Genomic DNA, 21,952 nt, shown 5'->3' with positions numbered 1-21,952 from the left:
GCCACTCCCGAAGTGAGCGGCGGCCGTCCATCACCCGGAGCGACACGATGCCGACCGGCCTGCGCACCTGGCGCGCCACCTTCAGCACCGGCGCCCGGAGCAGGCCGCGGCACACAGGGCCCGGGCCGGAGGCCGGCTCGTCCCCGAACTCGGCTTCCCGCACGTCCCGACCGACGATCCGAAGATCGGAAGGACGCACCCCGGAGGTCAGGCGCGCTTGGACTCCGCGTAGTTGACGAGGAAGAGGGCCTCCGCCACCGACAGGCGCTCCAGCTCCTGCGGCGACACGCTCTCGTTGACCGCGTGGATCTGCGCCTCCGGCTCGCTCAGCCCGATCAGCAGCATCTCCGCCTCCGGGTACAGGGACGTCAGCGTGTTGCACAGCGGGATCGACCCGCCCATGCCGCTGATCTGCATCTCCTGGCCGGGGTAGGCGGCCTCCAGGGCCGTGCGCATCGACGCGTACGCCGGACTGTCGGTGTCCGCCTGGAACGGCTGGCCCTGGCCGACGACCTCGAGCTCGAGGCGCGCCTTCCACGGGGTGTGCGCCTCCAGGTGGGCCTGCAGCAGCTTGACGGCCGCCGCGGTGTCCACGCCCGGCGGCACCCGCAGGCTGATAAGAGCGCCGGCGCTCGCGTGCACGGACGGCGTCGCGCCGACCACCGGCGGGCAGTCGATGCCGAGGACCGTGACGGCCGGGCGGGCCCACAGCCGGTCCGCGATCGTGCCCTCGCCGATGAGCTCGACCCCGTCCAGGACCTTCGCGTCGGCGCGGAAGTCCGCCTCCGGGTACTGCAGACCGTCCCACACCTCGTCCGAGGCCAGCCCGTCCACGGTCGTCGAACCGTCCGCCGCGCGCAGCGAGTCGAGTACGCGGATCAGCGCGGCAAGCGCGTCGGGGGCGGCGCCGCCGAACATGCCCGAGTGCAGGTTGCCGCCCAGCGTGTCGATCTTCACCTTGACCAGGCACATGCCGCGCAGGGTGGCCGTCACCGTCGGCAGGCCGAGGCGGAAGTTGCCCGCGTCGCCGATGACGATGGTGTCGGCGGCCAGCAGCTCCGGGTGCGCCTCGGCGTACTGCTGGAGGCCGCCGGTGCCCTGCTCCTCCGAGCCCTCGACGATCACCTTCACGCTCACGGGCACACCGCCGTTGGCCTTCAGCGCGCGCAGCGCCAGCAGGTGCATGATGAACCCGCCCTTGCAGTCGGCCGAGCCGCGCCCGTACCAGCGGCCGTCGCGCTCGGTCAGCTCGAAGGCCGGGGAGGTCCAGGCCGCGTCGTCGAGCGGCGGCTGGACGTCGTAGTGCGCGTAGAGCAGCACGGTCGGCGCGCCCTCGGGGCCGGGCAGGAAGCCGTAGACCGACTGGGTGCCGTCGGGGGTGTCGAGCAGCGCCACGTCCTGGAAGCCCTCGACGCGCAGGGCGTCGGCCACCCAGTTCGCGGCGGCCTCGCTCTCGCTCTTGGGGAACTGCGCCCAGTCCGCCACCGACTGGAAGGCCACCAGCTCGGTCAGCTCCTGCTTGGCGCGGGGCATCAGCGAGGCGATGGTCTCGGCGATCGGATTCTGGGACATGGGCACGCTCCTTTTGGGTGCGACGTTGTTCTCCGTGTACGCCACCCGCATCCGCGGGTGTGCGTATGCCGGGTACGGCGAAAGACAGTCTTGATCCTCGCACAGCGGGACCGGGCGGTGTCTCGCCGTAGGATTTCCCCGGCATCGGAGCAACCGGGTGATCAGGAGCAGCAACACATCGTGAGCAGCGACGACGACGTACGCGACGCAGACGCAGGCGCAGGCGCGGGCACGGACGCAGGAGCGGGCATGGACGCGGACGCGGGTGCAGACGCAGGCGTGGGCACGGGCACGGGGCAGGACGCCCAGCGGGCGGGCGACGGGGCGGCCGGGGAGACCGGTGAGGTGTGGGACGTGGTCGTGGTCGGGGCGGGACCTGCCGGGTCCTCCGCCGCGTACGCGGCGGCGACGGCCGGGCGGCGCGTCCTGCTGCTGGAGAAGGCCGAGCTGCCCCGCTACAAGACCTGCGGCGGCGGCATCATCGGCCCCTCGCGCGACGCCCTGCCCCCGGGCTTCGTGCTGCCCCTCAAGGACCGCATCCACGCGGTCACCTTCTCGATGGACGGGAAGCTGACCCGCACCCGGCGCTCGAAGCACATGCTGTTCGGGCTCATCAACCGCCCGGAGTTCGACGCCGGCCTGGTCGCCGAGGCGGAGAAGGCCGGCGCCACCGTCCGTACGGGTACGGCCGTGGCCCGCGTCGAACAGCACGGGGCGGCCGTTCCCGACCGGCGCACCGTCGCCGTGGTGCTCGCCGACGGGGAGACCGTGCTGGCCCGCGCGGTGGTCGGCGCGGACGGCAGCGCGAGCCGGATCGGCGCGCACGTCGGGGTGGAGATGGACCAGGTGGACCTGGGCCTGGAGGCGGAGATCCCCGTCCCCGAGACGGTGGCCGAGGACTGGAAGGGGCGGGTGCTGATCGACTGGGGCCCGCTGCCCGGCAGTTACGGCTGGGTCTTCCCCAAGGGCGACACCCTGACCGTCGGGGTCATCTCGGCCAAGGGCGAGGGCGCCGCGACCAAGCGCTACCTGGACGATTTCATCGCCCGGCTCGGACTCGCCGGCTTCGAACCGGCCGTCTCCTCCGGGCACCTGACCCGCTGCCGCAAGCCCGATTCGCCGCTCTCGCGCGGCCGGGTGCTGGTGGCGGGCGACGCGGCCGGACTGCTGGAGCCGTGGACCAGGGAGGGCATCTCCTTCGCGCTGCGCTCCGGGCGGCTGGCGGGGGAGTGGGCGGTGAAGATCTCCGAGGCGCAGGACGCCGTGGACGCGCGCCGCCAGGCCCTCAACTACGCCTTCGCGGTGAAGGCCGGACTGGGCGTGGAGATGGGGGTCGGCAAGCGGATGCTGAACCTCTTCGAGGTCCGGCCGCGGATGCTGCACGCGGCGATCACCGGCTTCGGTCCGGCGTGGCGGGCGTTCGCCCGGATCACGCGGGGCTCGACGACGCTGGCCGAGCTGGTGCGTACGTACCCGCTGGCCCGCAAGGCGCTGCACATGATGGACGCCCGGCAGGCGGCGGCCCGCAGCGGCAGCGGCAGCAAGGGTTAGAGGGCGTCGTGCACGGGGGCGGCGAAGGCACGGACGACGGTACGGGTACGGGTACGGACCGGCCGGAGCTCGTCCTCGCGGCCCTCCGGCGCGGCGAGCCGGAGGCCGGGGTGGCGGTGATCGGGCTCGCCCTCGACCACGCCGACCCCGAGGCCGTGCTCCCCGTGGTCGCGAGGGCGTTGGAGTCGGCGGACCGGGAGGTCCGCCGGCAGGGGGTCATCGCCCTGGCGCACGTCGCGCGGCTCCACCGCACGGTGGACCGCCGCTGTCTGGAACTGCTGCGGGGCTGCCCCCGCGGCAACGAGGCCGACGACGACCTGTGGTCCTTCGTGCCGCACCGGGAGCTGCCGCTCTGGCTGTGGCGTCACCACCTGGGGGAGCGGCTGGGGGAGCGGCTGCGCCGGCCGTTCGGCTGAGCGCGACCGGCTACGGGCGGGCGCGGCCGCCGTCCACGGGGTCCGCCGCCGACAGGACCGGCCGTCCACGAGGTCAGCCGGAGACGGTGATCCGGAAAACCGGGTGGTCGCCCGCGGCCGCCCGCAGTTCGGCATCGGAGGACTTGGCGGTGACCCCCTGGAAGAACCGGTTGACCTCCCAGCCCCACTTCTCCAGGTAGGCGCGCAGGATGTCGGCCTTCAGCACCGGGTCGGTGATCTCGGCGACGGTGAACGCGCGCACCTTGCGCCCCACGCGCAGCTCGCCGCCGCCCGCCACCCGCATGTTGCGGACCCACTGGGAGTGGCCGCGGGCCGAGACCAGGTACTGGGCGCCCTCGTAGGTGTGCGGGTTGACCGGGATCCGCTGCATCTCGCCGGACTTGCGGCCGCGTACCGACAGCTCGGCGCTGCCCGCCAGGCTGAGGCCGAAGCGGGCCAGCTTGCCGAAGAGCGAGTTGAAGCGGGTCTCGAACGGGGTGGCCTGGGCGTAGTACGGAGTGGGCGCGTTCATCGTGACCTCCGGGGCCGCTTCTTCAATGAGAGAGCGCTGCTCTCGCTTGAGAACAGTGTGCACGGATCGATGCGCCGAAACAAGAGCAGTGCTCTCGAAATAGAGCGGCAATCCGTTTCCTGGGCAGTGCTCCGTTCGCATGGCACACTGACCCGCATGAACACCGTGCGAGGGGCCAGGGAGCGGGCCCGTATCGAGGTCACCGCCGCCATCAAGGACGAGGCGCGCCGCATGCTCGCGGCCGATGGCGCCGCCAAACTCTCCCTGCGCGCCGTCGCCCGCGAGCTGGGCATGGTCTCCTCCGCCCTCTACCGATACTTCCCCAGCCGGGACGAACTGCTCACCGCCCTCATCATCGACGCGTACGACAGCGTCGGCGCGGCCGCCGAGGTGGCCGACGCCCGCGCCCGCGCCGCCGGGGCCACGCCCCGCGCCCGCTGGATCGCGGTCTGCGAGGCCGTCCGCTCCTGGGCGCTGGAGCACCCGCACGAGTACGCCCTCATCTACGGCTCTCCGGTCCCCGGATACAGCGCCCCCATCGACACCGTCGGCCCGGCCTCCCGCGTCGGCAATGCCTTCATCGGCATCCTCCGTGCCGCCTACGAGGGCCCCGGCCTCGCCCTCCCGCCGCTGCCGCCCGCACTGCGCCCCGAGGCCGACCGGATGACCGCCGACTTCGCCGAGGGCCTGCCCCCGGCGGTCACCGCCGCTCTGGTCGCTGCCTGGGCCCAGCTGGTCGGGCTGGTGTCCTTCGAACTGTTCGGCCAGTTCAACCGGGTCGTCGAGGACCGCACCGCCTTCTTCGCGCACGCCGCCGACCAGCTGGCGCACGGGGTCGGACTGCCGGCCGTATGACGGGAGGGCGGTGACGCGGACCGCTGTGGAGATCCCGGAGATTCACGTGATGAGGGGATGGCTCGCTCTTCTGTTCCTCATGCGAATGCGGGCGGTTCAGCCTTGGACGATGGGCCGCCCGTCTAGTGTTCCTCGGGTCGCCCCCCTGCCGCCGCCGGAGGAAACGTTCATGCCTCGCGCCGTGAAGGCCTTGTACGCCGCCCTGGTCACAGCCTTACTGGCCGCGTCGGCGCCCGCCATCATCGCCGCGGCACGGGACGCGCCCCGGTCGGCCGCCCCGGCGCCCGCCCCGCCCCCCACCCCCCGGACGCCGGGCGTGCGGGGTCTGGAGATCGCCGTCCCCGCGTACGTCTGGGCGAACGACCCCATGCTGACCGACCTCACCGCCACCGCCCCGGCCCCCTCGGTGGTCGTACTGAACCCGGGGAACGGCGACTCCCCGTTCGACGGCCCCTGGCGGGCCCGCGCCGACGCGCTGCGCGCCCGCACCACCTCCACCGGCGAGAAGACCCGGGTGCTCGGCTACGTCCACACCGACCACGGCAACCGCGACATCGCCGCGGCCAAGGCCTCCGTCGACAACTACCTCAAGACCCCCGACGGCCGCCTCCACGTCGACGGCATCTTCTTCGACGTCGTCAGCCGCGACTGCGGCCCCGCCAACGCCACCCGCGACTACTACGCCGAGCTGCGCCGCTACGTCCAGGACACGATGGACGCCGCCGACCCGGCCGCCCCCGACCTCGTCGTCAACAACCCCGGCACCGCCATAGCCGACTGCTACCTGGAGCCGGGCCACCGCACCGCGGACATCTTCGTCACGTTCGAGGACACCTACGCCGCGTACACCGGCGCCGGCTGGCTCGGCGGCAACGTCTTCGACCACCCCTCCGGCTACCGCTCCGGCGCCGAACTCGACCCGAGCGGAACGGCGTTCTGGCACCTGGTCCACGACGTCCCCGACCCCGGGGCGATGCGCGCCACCCTGCGCACGGCCTTCGACCGCGGCGCGGGCTACGCGTACGCGACCAGCACGGTCATGCCCAACCCCTGGAACGCGGGCCCGACATGGAAGTACCGCACCCAGACCACGTACGCGGCCACCCTCGGCTGAGGGCGGAAGGGCGGCGAACCCGCCGGCTCCGTGGGGGTCGTACCGGCACGTCCACACGTCCACGAGTCCTTCGTCCGCCATGACGTCGGTCGATCGGCATCCTGTGTCAGTGCTCTGCGGCATGATGTCCGCCGTGAACACCGAGATACTGATGGACGTCTGGCAGCGGCTTCTCGCCGACCCCCACAAGTCCTGGGTGCTGTTCGAGCACGGGACGTGTGTCGTGCTGATGGCTCCGGACGGCGAGCTCGCTGAACAAGCCACCGCGATCCTGCGGGAGTTCGGCCCGGTGCATGCCGGATCTTCAGCAGGAGACTTCGGGGTGATCGACCTCGAGGACGCCGAAGGGTGGGTCGTCACCGGCCACCACAACGACGTCCTCACCTATGTCGGCCCTGATGAGGCCGTGGATCAGTCGGAGATCACCGTCGGGCTCTTCGGACGTTCCAAGCGTCACCGGGACGGCACCGAACTCCACGTCGTCCACGTCGAGGACCGGCGGGGCGCGGCCGATCCGGCGTAAGCGGCCGGGGCTCGGAGGAGCGGTCCATCGAGATCCACGATCTCGGGCTGGTTGACGGGGGGTATCGGCTCCCCGGTCGGCGAGGGCGCCGACGGGCTCGGATCCGACGGGCCCAGCGCGCCCCCGTCCGGGGGTGCGGACACGATGGGCGGCGCGGCCGGCTCCAGGTCGCAGGAGACCGTGAACCCCGCCAGCGCCACCGCGAGAAGCGCCGCACCGACCGCCGTCGAACCGAACCGCATCGCATACCCCCGTGATCGTCTAGGCCCTGACCCTACCGAGGCCGCCTCGCGGTGCCCGTGGTCAGCGCCCGTCGTTCTCCGGACGGCGGGCGAACCCGAGCAGCACGTGGGTGATCCGGAGCAGGAACACCGCCGCCGCCAGGATCCCGCCCGCCACGGCCAGGGTGCCGCGCGTCGACGGGGGGAGGGAGAACGCGAGCGCGGGCCCGTACACCGCGCCGAAGGCGAGGGCGGCCGCGAAGCAGGCGCTGACGAAGGCGTAGCCGATCTCGATGGTGATCGCGTCCCGGTCCGCCTGCGTACGTCGTCGCCCCATGCGTGGAGTGTCACAGCGCGCACTGCCCGTCACAAGCCCCCCGCGCCGCGCCCGGCCGTCGGCCGGATCAGATTCCGGCCGTGTCCGTCCACAGCCGGGCCAGTGCCACGTCGCCCGTCACCCCCGGACCCGCCAGCGGGAGGCGGTTCCACAGGGCCGCGTACAGCCAGGCCGCCTCGCCGGTCAGTTCGCAGTCGGCAGCCTCGCCCGTGTCGCCCCTCACGGTACGGGCCGGCGCCGCCGACAGGTGTACGGTCCACACCCCGCTCGTGTCGGCGGCCCGCACCCGCACCACCTTGGGCTCGGAGGTCCGCACCCGGCTGCGCGGCCGGGCGTGGAAGCCGGTCAGCAGCTCGTCCACCCCGTCCTCCGCGAACTCCGGCTCCACCGCGGAGAACAGCACGCCGAGCGCGGCTTCCGCGTCCATCCGGTGCACGGTGGTCTCGTGCGCCTGCCGCCGGGCCCAGAACGCCACCGGCGAGGGCGGGGCCGTCGGCAGGAAGGTCCAGCACTGCACATCGGCCGGCGCCTCGTTCAAGGTCCGCACCAGGTCCGCGTGGCCCTCCCGGAACCAGGCCAGCAGCTCGCCGCCGACCAGCTCCGGCGCGTCCGGGAAGCCCAGCGGCTCCAGCCGCCGCTCGGCGACGTACGCGGTGGCCCAGCGGTGCACCGAGCCGGTGTGCCGCAGCAGGTCGGTGACGCGCCACCCCGGGCAGGTGGGGACCGCGGAGTCCGTACCGGCGCGTTCGGCCACTTCGGCGAGCAGCTCGCCTTCGCGCGCGAGGGTCTTCACATGTTCGGTGATCTCCATACCGCGAGTCTTATCAGCCCGCCCGCGACAATGGAGAGCATGGACGGGGAACTCTTTCCGCGCGAGCGGACCGCGATCGCCCCCGGCGCCGTGCACGTGCCGGACTGGCTCGGGGCGCGGCGCCAGGGCGAGTTGCTGGCGGCCTGCCGGGCGTGGGCCCGGCCACCCGCCGGCCTGCGCACCGTACGCACCCCGGGCGGTGGGGTGATGACCGCCCGCCAGGTGTGCCTCGGCCTGCACTGGTACCCGTACGGGTACGCGCCCACCGCCGTCGACGGTGACGGGGCACCGGTCAAACCGATGCCGCCGTGGCTCGCCGAGCTGGGGCGGGAGGCGGTGACCGCCGCCTACGGGGACCCACCGGAGTCCGGGCCCGGGGCGGCCTACGACATCGCGCTGATCAACTTCTACGCCGGCGACTCCCGCATGGGCATGCACCGCGACGCCGAGGAGCGGTCCACCGCGCCGGTGGTCTCGCTCAGCCTCGGCGACACCTGCGTCTTCCGCTTCGGGAACACCGCCTCGCGCGGGCGCCCGTACCGGGACGTCGAGCTGCGCAGCGGGGATCTCTTCGTCTTCGGCGAGGAGAGCCGGCTGGCCTACCACGGGGTGCCGAAGGTCCTGCCGGGCACGGGCCCGCGGGAGCTCGGGCTGACCGGTCGGCTGAACATCACACTCCGGGTCGGCGGGCTGGGCTGAGCGGCGGCACCCGGCACCCTCCGATCATGCGAGGATCGATGCCATGAACGGCAACGGGGCCCCGCCGCGGGTGGGGGATGTGACCGCGCCATCCGCGTCCGGGGCGGCTGCGCGGACCAGGCTGGAGCGGGGTCGCGGCGCGCTCGGGCCGGCGCTGGAGCTCGTCCATACCGGCCGTGCACCGACCCGCGCCGTGCTGACGGCCGAGCTCGGGGTCACCCGTGCCACCGCCGGAGCGGTCGCCGCCGAGTTGGAGGCCCTCGGGCTGATCCGCGTCGATTCCCGCCCGGGCGGAGCCGGCGGGACCGGCGGAGCCCAGGGCCGCCCCTCGCACCGGCTCTCGGTGGCCGAGGACGGCCCGGTGGCGTTGGCCGCCCAGGTGCACTCGGACGGCTTCCGCGCCGCCCTGGTCGGTCTCGGCGGCCGCATCGTGGCCACCGCGCCGGGCAAGGTCACCGTCTCCGCCGATCCGGCGCAGGTGCTCGGCGCGGTCGTGGAGGCGGGCGCGGAGCTGCTCGAAGAGAGCGGCCGCCGCTGCGTCGGCGCGGGTCTCGCGGTCCCCTCGGCGGTCGCGGAGCCGGACGGTACGGCGCTGAACCCGCTGCACCTGGCCTGGCCGGCCGGCTCTCCCGTACGGGCCATCTTCGCGGAGTGCGTGAAGGCGGCCGGGATCGACGGTCCGGCCCTGACGGGCAACGACGTCAACCTCGCGGCCCTGGCCGAGCACCGGCACGGCGCGGGGCGCAGCGCCCAGCACCTGCTGTGCGTGGCCACCGGGCACCGCGGGGTCGGCGGGGCGCTGGTGCTGGACGGCCGTCTGCACAGCGGGAGTTCGGGCCTGGCCCTGGAGGTCGGCCACCTCACCGTGAACCCCGAGGGACGGGCCTGCCACTGCGGCAGCCGCGGCTGCCTGGACGTGGAGGCGGACCCGCTGGCCTTCCTCACCGCGGCGGGCCGCAGCCCCGGCCCCGAGGTGTCGCTGCTCCAGCAGGCCCGCGACCTGCTGCGCGACGAGCCCGCGGAACCGGCGGTACGGGCGGCCACGGAGGAGCTGATCGACCGGCTCGGGCTCGGCCTCGCGGGCCTGGTGAACATCCTCAACCCGGACCGGATCATCCTGGGCGGGCTGCACCGGGAGCTGCTGTACGCCGACCCGGAGCGGCTGCGCGCGGTGGTCGCGGACCGCAGCCTGTGGGGACGCAGCGGCGGGGTGCCGATCCTGCCGTGCACCCTGGACCACAACAGCCTGGTCGGCGCGGCGGAGCTGGCGTGGCAGCCGGTCCTCGACGACCCGCTGGGAGCCCTGGCCTGAGGGCTGACCGAGAGGTCCCGGCCGGCCCGTCCGGGATGTCCGGGCCGTCCGCATCTCCGGCCGCCGGCATCTCCGGCCGCCGGCATCTCCGGCCACCGTCATCTCCGGGCCGGCCCCGCGCATCGCGTCGCACCCGCGCACAGGGCCGTCCCCGCAGGTCGGGCCGGGCCCGGGGCCGGCGGGCGGTCACCCGGGCCGGGCGCCGACCGGCGATGCCACCGGCAGGGCCGTCGCGACGGCCCCCGGATCGACGGCCAGGAGCACCGCACGCGCCGGTTCCCGTACGGGCGTGGTCCTGATCGTGACCGGCCGTACCGGCGCCGCCCGGGCCGGGGCCGCCGTGAGCGAGAACCACACCGCCTTTCCGGGGCCGTCGGGCCGCTCGCGCGCCCCCCAGGCCTCGCTGAGCGCCTCCACCAGGGCGAGCCCGCGGCCGCAGGTCTCCAGCGCCTCCGCCCGCGTCGTCTGGACGACCGGCAGCCGCGGATCGCTGTCGATGACCGAGACCGTGAGCCGTCCGAGCCGGAGTTCGATCTCCACGATGCAGGTCTTGTCCGGCTGCGCGTGGCGGTGGACGTTGCTGAGCAGTTCCGTCACGCCGAGCGCAGCCCGGTCTATGAGCGGGTCGAGCTCCCAGTGGCGCAGTTGTGCAGAAACGATTCTGCGGATTTGGCCGATCCGCGACGGCAAGGCCTGCAGTTCGACGACGCAGTGCCTGCGGGAATGAGTGATCACGGCTGCGACTCCCCGACATGAGTGTTACGGGTGCTGCACCCTCGGTGATGCTCCACCAGGGTCACCCACCGTGCCGCGCAGTGCAACCGAACGCGATCGAAAGGGATTCGCATGGATCCCCAAAGCGAACGTTTGTGCAGGTGGGAGGGGTACATTGCGAAGAAGGGGGCGAAGTTCACCCACGAAGGAGCGCGGCACATGAGCACCACCGGCACCACCAGAACCACCGGTACGACTGCCACGACCGTCGACGTCGATCGCAGCGACGCCGACTACCGGGCCTGGCTGAAGGAAGCCGTCCGCAAGGTCCAGGCCGACGCCAACCGCTCCGCCGACACCCACCTGCTGCGCTTCCCGCTCCCCGAGGCGTGGGGCATCGACCTCTACCTCAAGGACGAGTCCACCCACCCGACGGGCTCCCTCAAGCACCGCCTCGCGCGCTCGCTGTTCCTCTACGCCCTCTGCAACGGCTGGATCCGCCCCGGCCGCCCGGTCATCGAGGCCTCCTCCGGCTCCACCGCCGTCTCCGAGGCGTACTTCGCCAAGCTGATCGGTGTCCCCTTCATCGCCGTCATGCCGCGCACGACCAGCCCGGAGAAGTGCCGCCTCATCGAATTCCACGGCGGCGTGTGCCACTTCGTGGACGACCCGATGAAGATGTACGAGGAGTCGGCCGAGCTCGCCGCCCGAACGGGCGGGCACTACATGGACCAGTTCACGTACGCGGAGCGGGCCACCGACTGGCGCGGCAACAACAACATCGCCGAATCGATGTACCAGCAGCTGCGTTTGGAGCGGTACCCCGAGCCCGCCTGGATCGTGGCGACCGCCGGCACCGGCGGCACCTCGGCGACCATCGCGCGCTACGTGCACTACATGCAGCACGACACCCGCGTCTGCGTGCCGGACCCCGAGAACTCCTGTTTCTTCGACGGCTGGACCAACAACGACCCGGAAGCGAGCAGCGATTGCGGTTCGCGCATCGAGGGCATCGGCCGGCCGCGGATGGAGCCGAGCTTCGTTCCCGGGGCCATCGACCGGATGATGAAGGTCCCGGACGCGGCGAGCGTCGCCGCCTGCCGCGCGCTGGAGACGGCCATAGGCCGCAAGGCGGGCGGCTCGACCGGCACCGGCGTGTGGAGCGCCCTGAAGATCATCTCGGAGATGGTGGCGGAGGGCCGCACGGGCAGCGTCGTCACCCTGCTGTGCGACCCGGGCGACCGCTACCTGGACAAGTACTACTCCGACGAGTGGCTGGCGGCGCAGGGGCTCGACATCGCCCCGTACGCGGAGACCATCGACACGCTGCTGACGACCGGGGTCTGGCGCGAACCGGCCGCCTGACGCCCCGTCGGGCCGTCCGCAGCGCGGGGCCCGGGGCGGCGCGAGCGGCCGCGGAGAAGCGGCCGGGGTGTCCCGCGCGGCCGGACCACGTCGGCGGACCCGGCTACTGCCCCGCCCCGCGCCGGGCGCCCAGCCGTCCGTCCAGGGCGCGGACCGCCGTGCGGAAGGAGTGCCCCAGGCCCGGGCGGGCGGCGGCCAGGCCGAGGCGGAACGGGGCCGGCCCGTCCGCCGCGAAGGTCCAGCGGACGTGCGTGCCGGCACCGGCCGGGGTCAGCCGCCACTCCTCCAACAGGGCCCGCACCCCGGGGGCGTTGGTGGTGTCGACCCGGTACGCGTAACGTCGCTCGGGATCCGCGGCCATGATGGTCTCCTGGAAGCGCACCCCGCCCATCAGCTTGATCTCGCGGCCCGCGCCCCCGTGCGTGGGGCGGGCCAGGGTGACCGCCCCGAACCAGTCGGCCCAGCCCTCCACTTCCTCGGCGAGCGCCTGGTACACGGCCTCGGGCGGTGCCACGGTGTCGGCGGCGAAGACCAGCCGGACCGGCGCGTCGTCGATGAAGTCGAGCCCCACCGGTCGGAGTCGGCGAGCCATGGGCGGTACCCCCTGGGGTGAGGTTCTGGACGGGCGTGCGCGCCACCATAGCCCCCGGCCCGTGAGAAGTCCGTAGCGATCCCGACCGATCCTGAGCGATCGCGTCCGACCTCGTCCGCCCCCGTCCGACCCTGTCCGATCTCTGCCGATCCCGGCGCGGGACCTGGGCAGCGGCTCCGTCGCGCGGGATGCTGGAGCCGCGCCGATCCCGCCCCGCGAGCGGAGGCCGCTGTGCCCGACCGCCCCCAGCCCGACACCTCCCCGCCCCACACCCCGCCCGACACCCCCCTCGCCCTCGAACTCCTGGTCCACGGAGTCGCCGGCGCCGCCCCCGGCGAGCTGCTCGGCGACCCGCGCACCGTCCGGGTCACCGGCGACTCCACCGCCGCCGTCTTCCGCCGCACCGAGGACGCCGACGCCGAGGCCCACCCCGAGCGGTACGCCGGGCGGCCCGTCCCCGAGGCCTACTGCTGGTCCCGGCTCACCTCCGGCAACGGCGCCCGCGCCCTGTGGCTGCTGCTCCTGCCCTTCATGGTGGCCAACCTCGCCCACTGGGCCCGGCCGGCCACGCCCGCCGCCGACCCCGCGCCGCGCGCCGTGCGCACGTACGGGGTCCTCGTACGGATCCTCGCCCTCAGCCTGACCGTGCTGCTCATCGCCGCCGCCTGCGAGGTCGCGCTCGACCTCCTCGCCTGGCAGTGCGCCGGCTCCGGGACCTGCGCCGGCGCCCGATTCCGCTCCTCGCTGGGCTTCCTCGCCCCCGGAGGCGGCTGGTGGGCGCAGCCCGGGCGGCGCCTCGCCCTCGGGGCGCTGGTCCCCACCGCGCTGACCGGGCTCCTCTGGTACCTGTCGAACCGCACCTGGAGCGCCTACGAGTCCCAGCCCCCGCCCGCCGGCTCCGCCGACCCGGACACCGCGTCGGACCCCGTGCCCGCGCTCGGGCGCCCCGGATTCTGGTACGGCCGCCGCCTCGTGGCCCGGCTGCGCGCCGCGCACACCGCCGCCGGGCTGCTCACCGTGGCGGTGGCCGTCTCCGTGCCGACCGCCCGCCACGACCGCCGGGGCGGCGCCCCCGTCCTCGCGGCCCTCGGCACGCTCACGCAGGTCCTGCTCGCCGCCGGGGCCGTCGCCGTGGCCTCGGTCGTGTGCCGGCGCGGCCGTACCGAGGCCCGGCCCGACCACCGGCTCGACCGGGCCGCCGTCACCCTGCTGCCCGGCGCCGCCCTCGCCCTGCTCGCCGCCGTCCTCGTGCACGCCTGCTGGTCGCGCCCCGGCTGGACCGCCACCGGACGGCTCCCCGGGGACCTGGCCTTCGGCGGGCTCATGCTGGGCCAGGGGCTCTGCGTGCTCGCCCTCGCCGCCGTCGCCCGCCACCTGTACCGCAGGGCCCCCGACCCGGCGACGGCCCTGTACGGCCTCGGCGGGCCCGCCGTCGCCATGCTCGGCTGCGCGCTCGGCGGGGTGATGTCCGGCGGGGTGGCCCAGCGCGTCGCCGACTGGATGGACGGGGGAGCCACGCCCGGGACGCCCGGCGCCCCGCTGCCCGGGCCGCCCGTGCTGCTGTCCTGGCAGGCCGCCGTACTGCCCCCGCTGCTCCTCGTACTGGCGCTGATCGCGGGCTGGTTCGCGGTGACCGGAGCGCGGGCGCGGGGCCGGCTCGCCGCCGCCGTGGCCGCCGAGTACCCGGGGGAGACACCGGACCTCGCCCGCAGCCGCAGGATTGCCGGGGCGCGGACCGCGGCCGCGCTCACCGACTCCGCGCCCTGGTTCGTGGCGGCCGTCTCCGGGATCACCCTCGTGCTCGGCGCGGGCGCGCTGGCCGGGGCCTGGTTCAGCGGAAAGGTCCCGGGCGAGGCGGCCCGGGGGACCGTGCCGCTGCTGGAAACCGCGGCCCGCGCCGCCCAGGACGCCGGGTCCTGGCTCATCGGCCTGGGCATCGCCGCCTTCATCGCCTGGGGCCGCCGCGCCTACCGGGACCCCGCCGCCCGCCGGACCATAGGGATCCTGTGGGACGTCGGCACCTTCTGGCCGCGCGCCGCCCACCCCTTCGCACCGCCCTGCTACGCCGAGCGGGCCGTACCCGACCTGACCTGGCGGATGGCCGGCTGGACCGGCCGCACCGGCGGCCGCCTGGTCATCTCGGGCCACTCCCAGGGCAGCGTGCTCGCCGCCGCGGCCGTCTGGCAGCTGCCGCCGCCCGCCCGCCGCCGAGTCGCCCTGCTCACCTACGGGTCCCCGCTCGGCCGCCTCTACGGCCGCTGGTTCCCCGCCTACTTCGGCCCGGGGCCGCTCACCGCCCTGCACGGCGAGGTCGACTGCTGGCGCAACCTGTGGCGGGCCACCGACCCCATCGGCGGGCCGGCGCTGCCCGGCGCGCGGCCGGACGTGGACCGCGGCCCGCTCGCCGACCCGCTCGCCTACGGGCGCAGCGCCCGCCATCCGCTGCCCGCCCCGATCCTGGGCCACTCCGACTACCAGGCCGACCCGGCCTTCGCCGCCGAACGCGACGCCCTGCTCGCCCGGTTGGACACGGCCGCACGGGCCTCGGAGCCCTGCCCGGCGGTGGCGGGGGGCGTACCGGGTCCGCGGGACGCGGTCAGCAAGGAGCGGGCTGCACCGGCAGCGCCGGAAGATCCGCCGGGAACAGCAGGGTGAGGTCGTCCGTACTGGGCTCCGCGAGCTGGGCGACCCGGCCCGCGTGCCGCTCCACCATCGACTCGAAGGTCTGCCGGGCCGTGCGGCCGTTGCCGAAGGCCGGGCCCTTGGGCAGCTCCGTGAAGTACGTCAGCAACGCCTGCGACGTACCCTCCCCGAGCCGGTACTCGTGCTCCTCCGCCTGCTGCTCCACGATCCGCAGCAGCTCCCCGGGCCCGTAGTCGCCGAAGGTGATGGTCCGGGAGAACCGCGAGGCGACCCCCGGATTCACCGTCAGGAAGCGCTCCATCTCCGCCGTGTACCCGGCGACGATCACGACCACCGCGTCCCGGTGGTCCTCCATCAGCTTCACCAGCGTGTCGATCGCCTCGCGCCCGAAGTCCCGGCCCGAGTCCTCCGGCGCCAGCGCGTACGCCTCGTCGATGAACAGCACCCCGCCGCGCGCCCGCTCGAAGGCCTCCTGCGTACGGATCGCGGTGGAGCCGATGTGCTCGCCGACCAGGTCCACCCGGGACACCTCGACCAGGTGTCCGCGCTCGAGCACCCCGAGCGAGGCCAGGATCTCCCCGTACAGCCGGGCGACCGTGGTCTTGCCGGTACCGGGGGAGCCGGTGAAGACCAGGTGCCGGCGCACCGAGGCGGCCTTCAGCCCCGCCTGCTGCCGCCGCCGGCCCACCTCGATCATGTCGGTGAGCGCCCGCACCTCGCGCTTGACGCTGTCCAGGCCCACCAGCGCGTCGAGCCTGCCCAGCATCTCGCCGGAATCCTGCGCGGCGGCGGCCGGACCGCCCTGCGCCCCGTCCGCGGGCCGCGGTACCGAAGCCGGGGGTGCGGGCGTCTGCGCGGGCAGCGCCGCGGGGCTCTGCGTCCCGGTGGCCGTACGGATGCCCGCCCGTGCTCCGGGGGGCGCGCCGCCGGGGGCGGACCGGTCCGCGAGACGGGCGCCGGACTCGTCGCCGGTGCATCCCTCGGCGGTCGGCCCGTCCTCGGCGAACTCGTAGCCCCCGCGGGCACAGCGCTCGGTGTGGCAGCGCGTCAGCGTGGTGCGGCAGCCGTCCATGACGTGGAAGCCGAAGCCGGAACTGCCCGTCACCCGGCAGGCCGTGAAGGTGCCCCGGCCGCCCGCCGACACGTAGAAACCGGCCTCGGCGGGGGAGGTGACCGTGCACCGCTCCAGTGTGGGGTCGGCGCCCTTGGTGACGATCACACCGGTCTGCACGGCGTCGATGGTGCAGCCGGCGAGCGTGCCGCCGCTGCCGTGGTCGCGGAACCAGGCCCCGGTCGCCGCCTCGCGGATCCGGCAGTCGTCGAGCTGCGCGGTGGCCCCGTCGCTCACGGAGACGGCGGTGTTGCGCACCTGGGACAGATCGCTGTCGACCACGTCGACGCGCGATCCGCGGTCCAGCACGAACAGTGCGTCCGGTACGTCGTGCACCCGGCAGGAGTCGAGGGAGACGGTGGCCCCGTCACTGATCCACACCGCCGGATAGTCACCCGTACTGTCGTGGATCTCGCAGGACTCGGCGTCCACCCGGGTGCCCGGATCCCACACGGACAGGCCGTTGCGGCCGAACCGGCGCACGGTGGTGCGGCTGAGGGTGAGCACCGAACGGGACCGCAGGTCGACCGCGTTCTCCGGGATGTCGTGGATGTCGCAGTCGGCCAGGGTGAGCACCGCGTCGGTGTCCAGCGTGACCCCGTCGGCCGAGGTGCGGTGCACCGAGCAGTCGGTGAGCCGGGCCGTGGCGCGTGCGGCGATCTGCACCCCGGCGCCCTTGACCTCGTACACCTCGCAGCCCAGCGCCTCCAGCCCCGAGCCCTCGCCGGTGATCCCGATGCCCGCGCCCGTGGCGTGGTGGATCCGGCAGCGCTCCAGCCGGGGCCGTCCGCCGCCGCGCACCGAGACGCCGTTCTGCCCGGCGGCCACGACCTCGCACTCCTCGAACACCCCGCCGCCGCCGTCCAGTACGGCGATGCCGACGCCGGCCGGATTCTCCACGGTGCACCGCCGCACCAGGGGCCGGGCTCCCGAGCCGCGTACCTCGATGCCGGCGGCGGAGTGGGTGCTCACCCGCAGATCGGTGAGCTCGGGGCAGCCGTCCTCCACCAGCAGGGCGGGCGCCGCCCGGTCCTGGCCCTCCAGATACAGGTCCTGGACCACGGCCGAGGCGCGCACGGTCAGCGCGACCCCGTCGAGCGGGGCGATCCGCACCGACCCCGCGGCGCCCTCGGGCCCGCGCAGGGTGACGGCATGGTCCAGCACCAGGTTCTCGCGGTAGGTGCCGGGGGCGATCGTCAGCACGTCCCCGTCGCCCGCGGCGGCGAGCGCGGCGGTCAGCGTCGGATAGTCACCGGAGCGGCGCCGCCACCGCGAAGTCCCGCCGTGTGTCACCTGGACCGTGCCCTGAACCATGGTGCTGTCGTGCCCCCACCCTCGTACTCGCGCTGCCGATACCGCCGATGCCACGGAAGTCTGAAGTCACCGCAGCCACCGAAGTCACTGGAGCGACCGATCCGGCCGCTCCACCGTAGCGCGCGCGGAGCCGATGAGCGGCCAGGTCAACTGCCCGCGCCCGCCCGACCCCAGTCCGGTCCTGCCGCCGCCCAGGCCCGGTCCAGACGTATGTACCGCCGATGCATGAGCCGCCGTACGACCAGCCGCCGGACCGTCTCCACCAGCGTGGCCACGCAGATCGCGGCCGCCAGGCCCGCCATCCCCGCGTGGAACACGGCCGCGGACGGGTCGAGCGGCTGCCCGACCAGCCGGCCGCGCGCGTCCGTCCAGATCCGGAACCGCTCGCCGGGATGCGGCGGTTCCTCCGCGGCCGGCACCGTGCCCTGATGGCTGCTGCCGTCCGGCGCGGTCCACGTGGCCACGATCTGCGTACGGTGCGGGGCCGTGCGCTGCGCCGACGCGTCGGCGGAGGCGCTCGCGGAGGCGCCCGCGGCCGCCGCCGACTCCGGGGCGGGCCGCAGGACCACCGCCGGGACGAGATGACGCTCCTGCCGCTGCTGGTGCGCGGCCTGCTGAAGGGTACCGTCCACCCGCAGGCCCGCGACCCAGCCGACGGCCGGAGCCACCACCAGGACGCACACCAGCGCGGCGAAGGCCACCCACGCCTCGAAGAGGTCCGTCGGCCGCCGCAGCGGATTGCGCCGCCAGCGCCACACACCCAATGCTGTCCGCACGGTCCGGCTCCCCCAACCTGTGCCAGTCTCCGCCTGCCTGCGCCTCTGTCCTGACTGCTCCAACGGCTTGGTCGTGCCAGTTGGTTCCAGCCCGGGCGCCATGCCCCTCGAAGGTGTCAATCCGGACGGCCGGTCGCCGGTCCGCGACCACCCACCCGCCCCTTCTGTCCCACCTGCCCCACCTGTCCCGGCAGGGCATCGGGCGCGTCATGCGAGGACTCGGACCTCGTCGCCCACGCGCACCGTACCGAGCCGCACCGGCACCAATTGCCGTCCGAACGCGAGCGACCGGCCGATCCGCCGGTGCCTGCCCAGGGTCTTCAGCGGCTCCTTGCCCCGCTCCGCCGTCCGCTGGTCGGTGGTGGTGACGACGCACCGGCCGCATTCGCGCACACCGCGGAAGACGGCATCACCGATCGCGATGCGGAGCCAGCCGTCCTCCGCCCACGCCTCGGCCCCGGAAACCACCACATTGGGGCGGAAACGGTTCATCGGCAGGGGGCCCTCCTCAGGATGGTCCCCCTGGGCGATCAGCGAGTTGAGCGCGTCCAGCGAGGCGAGCGTGGTGATCAGCAGCGGATAGCCGTCGGCGAGGCTGACCATCTCGCCCGGCAGGGCGTAGTCCGGATCCACGGGGCGGCGTACCGCCGGATCATCCATGTGCACCAGCCGTACCGACTCCCCGAGGTACGCGCTGAACCAGTCGGCCGCGGTGGTCGCCGCGACCACGGTCTCGACCTTCTTCCCGAACAGCACCGCGGGCTCCAGCGGACCCGGCTCGGGCACCTCCACGAACAGCTCCGCCATGCCCGGCGCCGTCACGGCGATCCGGCCGCCGCCCGCGGGACGGGCCGCGGCGAGGGCGAGGCGTGGATGGCGGCGCTGGGTGATGACCGCGCCCTCGGGATCGATCAGCGCCCAGCGTCGGTCCCCGGACAGACCCCAGGGCTCCACGGCCACCTCGTCGGGAGCGGTCCCCGCTACCGATTTGACGGGATGGATGTGGAGCGCCTGTACGTGCATGTTCGACATGGGGGCATCCTGCCAGCCCCTGCGCCGCCCGCGTCTCAGCGCCCCGTCAGTAGCCGCGCCCCTGGTAGGGGCGGCCGTACGGATCCTCGTACGAGGCGGCCGGCACCGGTGCGGGCACCTGCATCGGACGCGGCGCGGCCGGGCGCATCGCCTCGTACCCGGTGGCCATGGCGACCGGGCGGGGCTGCTGCGGCTGGGGCTGCGGCATGTATCCGCCGCGGGCCGCCATCGGCTGCTGCTGCGGGATGTACGGGGCCGGCGCCTGCTGCAGCGGCATCGGCTGCGGGGCCGACTGCTGCTGGTACGGGTATCCGTACCCCGAGGTCTGTTGCTGCTGGGGCTGGGCCGGCGGCAGTGCGGGCATCGACGACGCGAGGGCCGGCAGGTACCCGCCGCTCGAGTATCCGGCGCTCGGGGACTCGTAAGCGGCCGGGACGCGGATCGGGGCGATCTGCGGAGTGCCGCGTTCGGCGACGAGGGAGTCGTAGATGGGGGTGTCCGGGAAGGAGGGCGCGGAGTAGTAACCGCCGCCATAAGTGGAGCGGGGGGAGGTCATGGGACCTAAGTTAAGCCCACGACTTCACCGGGTCCATAGCGAGGTGGCGTCAACCCCGCGCTGACCTGCATATTCGCAGGTCAGGGCCTCACCTTTCACTTGACGTTCACGTGCACGATTCGCCACTTGCGTCCCATCTTGTTGGTACTCGTACTCACCGGTCGGGTGTTGCACCGACTTCGTGCTGACGCAGCGTCACAACGCAGTGACCTCGGATGACGCAGCTTTCGGGGGGCAGTTCGCCGTTTCAGGCGTCACTGGGACGGGGATAGGTACGGCCCTTCCAGGCTGCCCCGCGGCCCCGGTAGTGCTGCACGGCCGAGTCGACGGTCATCAGGAGGTACAGCAGCGCGGTGAACGGAAGCAGCGCGGCGAGCGCGGCCGGCTGGCGGTAGTACCGGAGCATCGGCAGGTAGGTGCCCGCCATCAGCAGCCACGCCAGACCGCCCGCCCAGGCGATGGCCGGCCGCCCGGCTGCGAGGCCCGTCAGCAGGGCGGCCGGGGGCACGAGGTAGACGAGCACCAGCCCGGCCACCGTCCCGGCCAGCAGGAGGGGCTGGTGGCGCAGTTGGGCGTAGGCGCTGCGCGAGACCATCCGCCACAGGTCCGCGAGCGCGGGGTACGGGCGCACGCTGTCCACCCGCTCCGCGAGTCCCAGCCAGATCCGGCCGCCGGAGCGGTGCACCGCGCGGGCGAGGGACACGTCGTCGATGACCGCCTGGCGGATGGAGTCGGGGATCCCGGCCCGCACGGCGGCCGTGGTGCGCAGCAGTACGCAGCCGCCGGCGGCCGCCGCAGTCCGGGCGGAGGGCCGGTTGATCCGCCGGAAGGGATAGAGCTGGGCGAAGAAGTACACGAAGGCCGGTACGACGAGACGTTCCCACAGGCCGACCACCCGCAGGCGGGCCATCTGGGAGACGAGGTCGAGGTCCGCGGAGGTGGCGGCGGCGACCAATTCGCGCAGACTGTCGGGTTCGTGTGCGATGTCGGCGTCGGTGAGGAGGAGGAAATCGGGCTCGGTGGCGTGCGCGGTGCGGGCGGTCCCGATGCCGTGCCGCAGGGCCCAGAGCTTGCCGGTCCAGCCGGGTGCGGGGTCGCCGGGGGAGGTGACGGTGAGGGGGAGCCCGGGGTGCTCGCGGGCGAGCCGGTGCGCGAGCTCGCCGGTGCCGTCGGTGCTGCCGTCGTCGACGAGGATCACCTCGGCTTCGCCGGGATAGTCCTGGGCGATCAGCGAGGGCAGGCTCCGCGGCAGCACCTCGGCCTCGTCCCGGGCCGGGACGACGATCGCGACGGACGGCCAGTGGGAGGGGGCCGTGCGCGGCGGGAGGCGGACGTCGGTCCGCCAGAACATGCCCTGGGCGAGGGTGAGCCAGAGCCAGGCGGCGAGGGAGGCGTAGGCCGCGCAGGCGGCGGTGAGGAGGCCCATGTCGGCAGTGTGCCGGGCCCCGGCGACCGTGTCCCGCACCCCGCGCCCCCGGGTGCGGCGGCCTCCCGCCGGGGGGTGGCGGTCGCTCGCCCCCGGCCGCCGCGTCACGCACCCGCCGTCCCGGGGTGGCGCCCCCTGAGGGGGCGTCTTGCCGATCATGCCGGTCTCGCGGGCCCTGGCACCGCGCCTCATCCCCCAGGCTCCGTCCGGGGACCCCGGGTTGTCCTCGGTGGGCGACGCTCCGCGCCGCGCCCCTCGTCCGCTGGGCCGTCTCTTTCGGATCTTGTCGGCCGAGCCCGCGGCGTCCGGTGCCATGGGGCCTCCCCAGGCCCGTCAGGGCCGAGGGGAAGCCTGGCAAGGCGGAGGGGCCCGCCGTGTACTGGACGTACTCGGGCGCCCCGACAACGCGGCCAGGTGCGGTGCCGGGCGTCGCGGGCCCGGCAAGATCCGGAAGAGACGGCCCAGGCCGGGCGGTCGCCT

General features: G+C 74.2%; 20 protein-coding genes. 9 read left to right on the top strand and 11 right to left on the bottom strand.

All coding sequences use genetic code 11. The annotated features are described in order from the left end of the window. Positions 1-207 precede the first annotated feature (207 nt). A complete protein-coding gene (locus tag JYK04_RS07365; RefSeq protein WP_189734123.1) occupies positions 208-1,572 on the bottom strand; it encodes a dipeptidase in 1,365 nt (454 codons plus the stop codon). A gap of 345 nt (positions 1,573-1,917) precedes the next feature. Here JYK04_RS07365 and JYK04_RS07360 point away from each other — a divergent pair, with 345 nt between their 5' ends. After that, positions 1,918-3,123, top strand: coding sequence for a geranylgeranyl reductase family protein (locus JYK04_RS07360; RefSeq protein WP_189734742.1), 1,206 nt, complete (start codon positions 1,918-1,920; stop codon positions 3,121-3,123). An 8-nt stretch (positions 3,124-3,131) separates the two neighbouring features. Further along, a complete protein-coding gene (locus JYK04_RS07355) occupies positions 3,132-3,539 on the top strand; it encodes a hypothetical protein (protein ID WP_189734121.1) in 408 nt (135 codons plus the stop codon). Between the two features lie 73 nt (positions 3,540-3,612). On the opposite strand, the gene JYK04_RS07350 is transcribed toward JYK04_RS07355, so the two are convergent. Further along, positions 3,613-4,071: a nitroreductase/quinone reductase family protein gene (locus JYK04_RS07350; protein WP_189734119.1), complete on the bottom strand. Its 459-nt coding sequence runs from the start codon at positions 4,069-4,071 to the stop codon at positions 3,613-3,615. A 156-nt stretch (positions 4,072-4,227) separates the two neighbouring features. Here JYK04_RS07350 and JYK04_RS07345 point away from each other — a divergent pair, with 156 nt between their 5' ends. From JYK04_RS07345 to JYK04_RS07335, 3 genes are all read left to right on the top strand, one after another. Beyond that, on the top strand, positions 4,228-4,926 hold the full coding sequence (locus tag JYK04_RS07345; protein WP_189734118.1) for a TetR/AcrR family transcriptional regulator: 699 nt from the start codon (positions 4,228-4,230) through the stop codon (positions 4,924-4,926). Between the two features lie 169 nt (positions 4,927-5,095). After that, complete coding sequence (locus JYK04_RS07340) at positions 5,096-6,040, top strand: spherulation-specific family 4 protein (protein WP_189734116.1); 945 nt, start codon at positions 5,096-5,098, stop codon at positions 6,038-6,040. Between the two features lie 121 nt (positions 6,041-6,161). Next, on the top strand, positions 6,162-6,563 hold the full coding sequence (locus tag JYK04_RS07335; RefSeq protein ID WP_189734740.1) for a hypothetical protein: 402 nt from the start codon (positions 6,162-6,164) through the stop codon (positions 6,561-6,563). 303 nt (positions 6,564-6,866) lie between these two features. Here the strand turns inward: JYK04_RS07335 and JYK04_RS07330 are convergent, their stop codons facing one another. Further along, positions 6,867-7,121 carry a DUF6332 family protein gene (locus tag JYK04_RS07330; RefSeq protein WP_189734114.1) on the bottom strand — a complete coding sequence of 85 codons (255 nt, stop codon included), beginning with the start codon at positions 7,119-7,121 and terminating at the stop codon, positions 6,867-6,869. Positions 7,122-7,188: 67 nt separating this feature from the next. Then, complete coding sequence (locus JYK04_RS07325) at positions 7,189-7,932, bottom strand: maleylpyruvate isomerase family mycothiol-dependent enzyme (protein ID WP_189734112.1); 744 nt, start codon at positions 7,930-7,932, stop codon at positions 7,189-7,191. A gap of 39 nt (positions 7,933-7,971) precedes the next feature. On the opposite strand from JYK04_RS07325, the gene JYK04_RS07320 reads away from it, so the two are divergent. After that, positions 7,972-8,631, top strand: coding sequence for an alpha-ketoglutarate-dependent dioxygenase AlkB family protein (locus JYK04_RS07320; protein ID WP_189734110.1), 660 nt, complete (start codon positions 7,972-7,974; stop codon positions 8,629-8,631). Between the two features lie 43 nt (positions 8,632-8,674). Next, entirely contained in the window at positions 8,675-9,943 is a 1,269-nt protein-coding gene (locus JYK04_RS07315) for an ROK family protein (protein ID WP_229875037.1), read from the top strand. Between the two features lie 186 nt (positions 9,944-10,129). Here JYK04_RS07315 and JYK04_RS07310 read toward each other — a convergent pair whose 3' ends face one another. Further along, the gene (locus JYK04_RS07310) at positions 10,130-10,678 is read right to left on the bottom strand and encodes an ATP-binding protein (RefSeq protein WP_189734108.1); all 549 of its coding nucleotides are present in this window, start codon (positions 10,676-10,678) and stop codon (positions 10,130-10,132) included. Between the two features lie 198 nt (positions 10,679-10,876). Between JYK04_RS07310 and JYK04_RS07305 the strand changes: the two genes are divergently transcribed. Continuing rightward, on the top strand, positions 10,877-12,022 hold the full coding sequence (locus JYK04_RS07305; RefSeq protein ID WP_189734106.1) for a PLP-dependent cysteine synthase family protein: 1,146 nt from the start codon (positions 10,877-10,879) through the stop codon (positions 12,020-12,022). Between the two features lie 103 nt (positions 12,023-12,125). On the opposite strand, the gene JYK04_RS07300 is transcribed toward JYK04_RS07305, so the two are convergent. Next, positions 12,126-12,614: an SRPBCC family protein gene (locus tag JYK04_RS07300; protein WP_189734104.1), complete on the bottom strand. Its 489-nt coding sequence runs from the start codon at positions 12,612-12,614 to the stop codon at positions 12,126-12,128. Between the two features lie 231 nt (positions 12,615-12,845). Here JYK04_RS07300 and JYK04_RS07295 point away from each other — a divergent pair, with 231 nt between their 5' ends. Then, positions 12,846-15,269 (top strand): hypothetical protein, encoded by a 2,424-nt coding sequence (locus JYK04_RS07295; protein WP_229875036.1) that lies wholly within the window; start codon positions 12,846-12,848, stop codon positions 15,267-15,269. On the opposite strand, the gene JYK04_RS07290 is transcribed toward JYK04_RS07295, so the two are convergent. From JYK04_RS07290 to JYK04_RS07270, 5 genes are all read right to left on the bottom strand, one after another. After that, a complete protein-coding gene (locus tag JYK04_RS07290; RefSeq protein WP_189734102.1) occupies positions 15,211-17,682 on the bottom strand; it encodes a right-handed parallel beta-helix repeat-containing protein in 2,472 nt (823 codons plus the stop codon). The genes JYK04_RS07295 and JYK04_RS07290 overlap by 59 nt on opposite strands. A 146-nt stretch (positions 17,683-17,828) precedes the next feature. Next, positions 17,829-18,458 carry an Rv1733c family protein gene (locus JYK04_RS07285; RefSeq protein ID WP_189734100.1) on the bottom strand — a complete coding sequence of 210 codons (630 nt, stop codon included), beginning with the start codon at positions 18,456-18,458 and terminating at the stop codon, positions 17,829-17,831. Between the two features lie 207 nt (positions 18,459-18,665). Next, complete coding sequence (locus JYK04_RS07280; RefSeq protein ID WP_189734099.1) at positions 18,666-19,490, bottom strand: MOSC domain-containing protein; 825 nt, start codon at positions 19,488-19,490, stop codon at positions 18,666-18,668. Positions 19,491-19,536: 46 nt separating this feature from the next. Then, positions 19,537-20,046: a DUF6643 family protein gene (locus JYK04_RS07275; protein ID WP_030713698.1), complete on the bottom strand. Its 510-nt coding sequence runs from the start codon at positions 20,044-20,046 to the stop codon at positions 19,537-19,539. 247 nt (positions 20,047-20,293) lie between these two features. Then, entirely contained in the window at positions 20,294-21,472 is a 1,179-nt protein-coding gene (locus JYK04_RS07270; protein WP_189734097.1) for a glycosyltransferase, read from the bottom strand. Positions 21,473-21,952 lie beyond the last annotated feature (480 nt).

This window comes from Streptomyces nojiriensis (genome assembly GCF_017639205.1).
GTDB lineage: Bacteria > Actinomycetota > Actinomycetes > Streptomycetales > Streptomycetaceae > Streptomyces > Streptomyces nojiriensis.
This window is presented reverse-complemented; position numbering and strand designations above follow the sequence as displayed.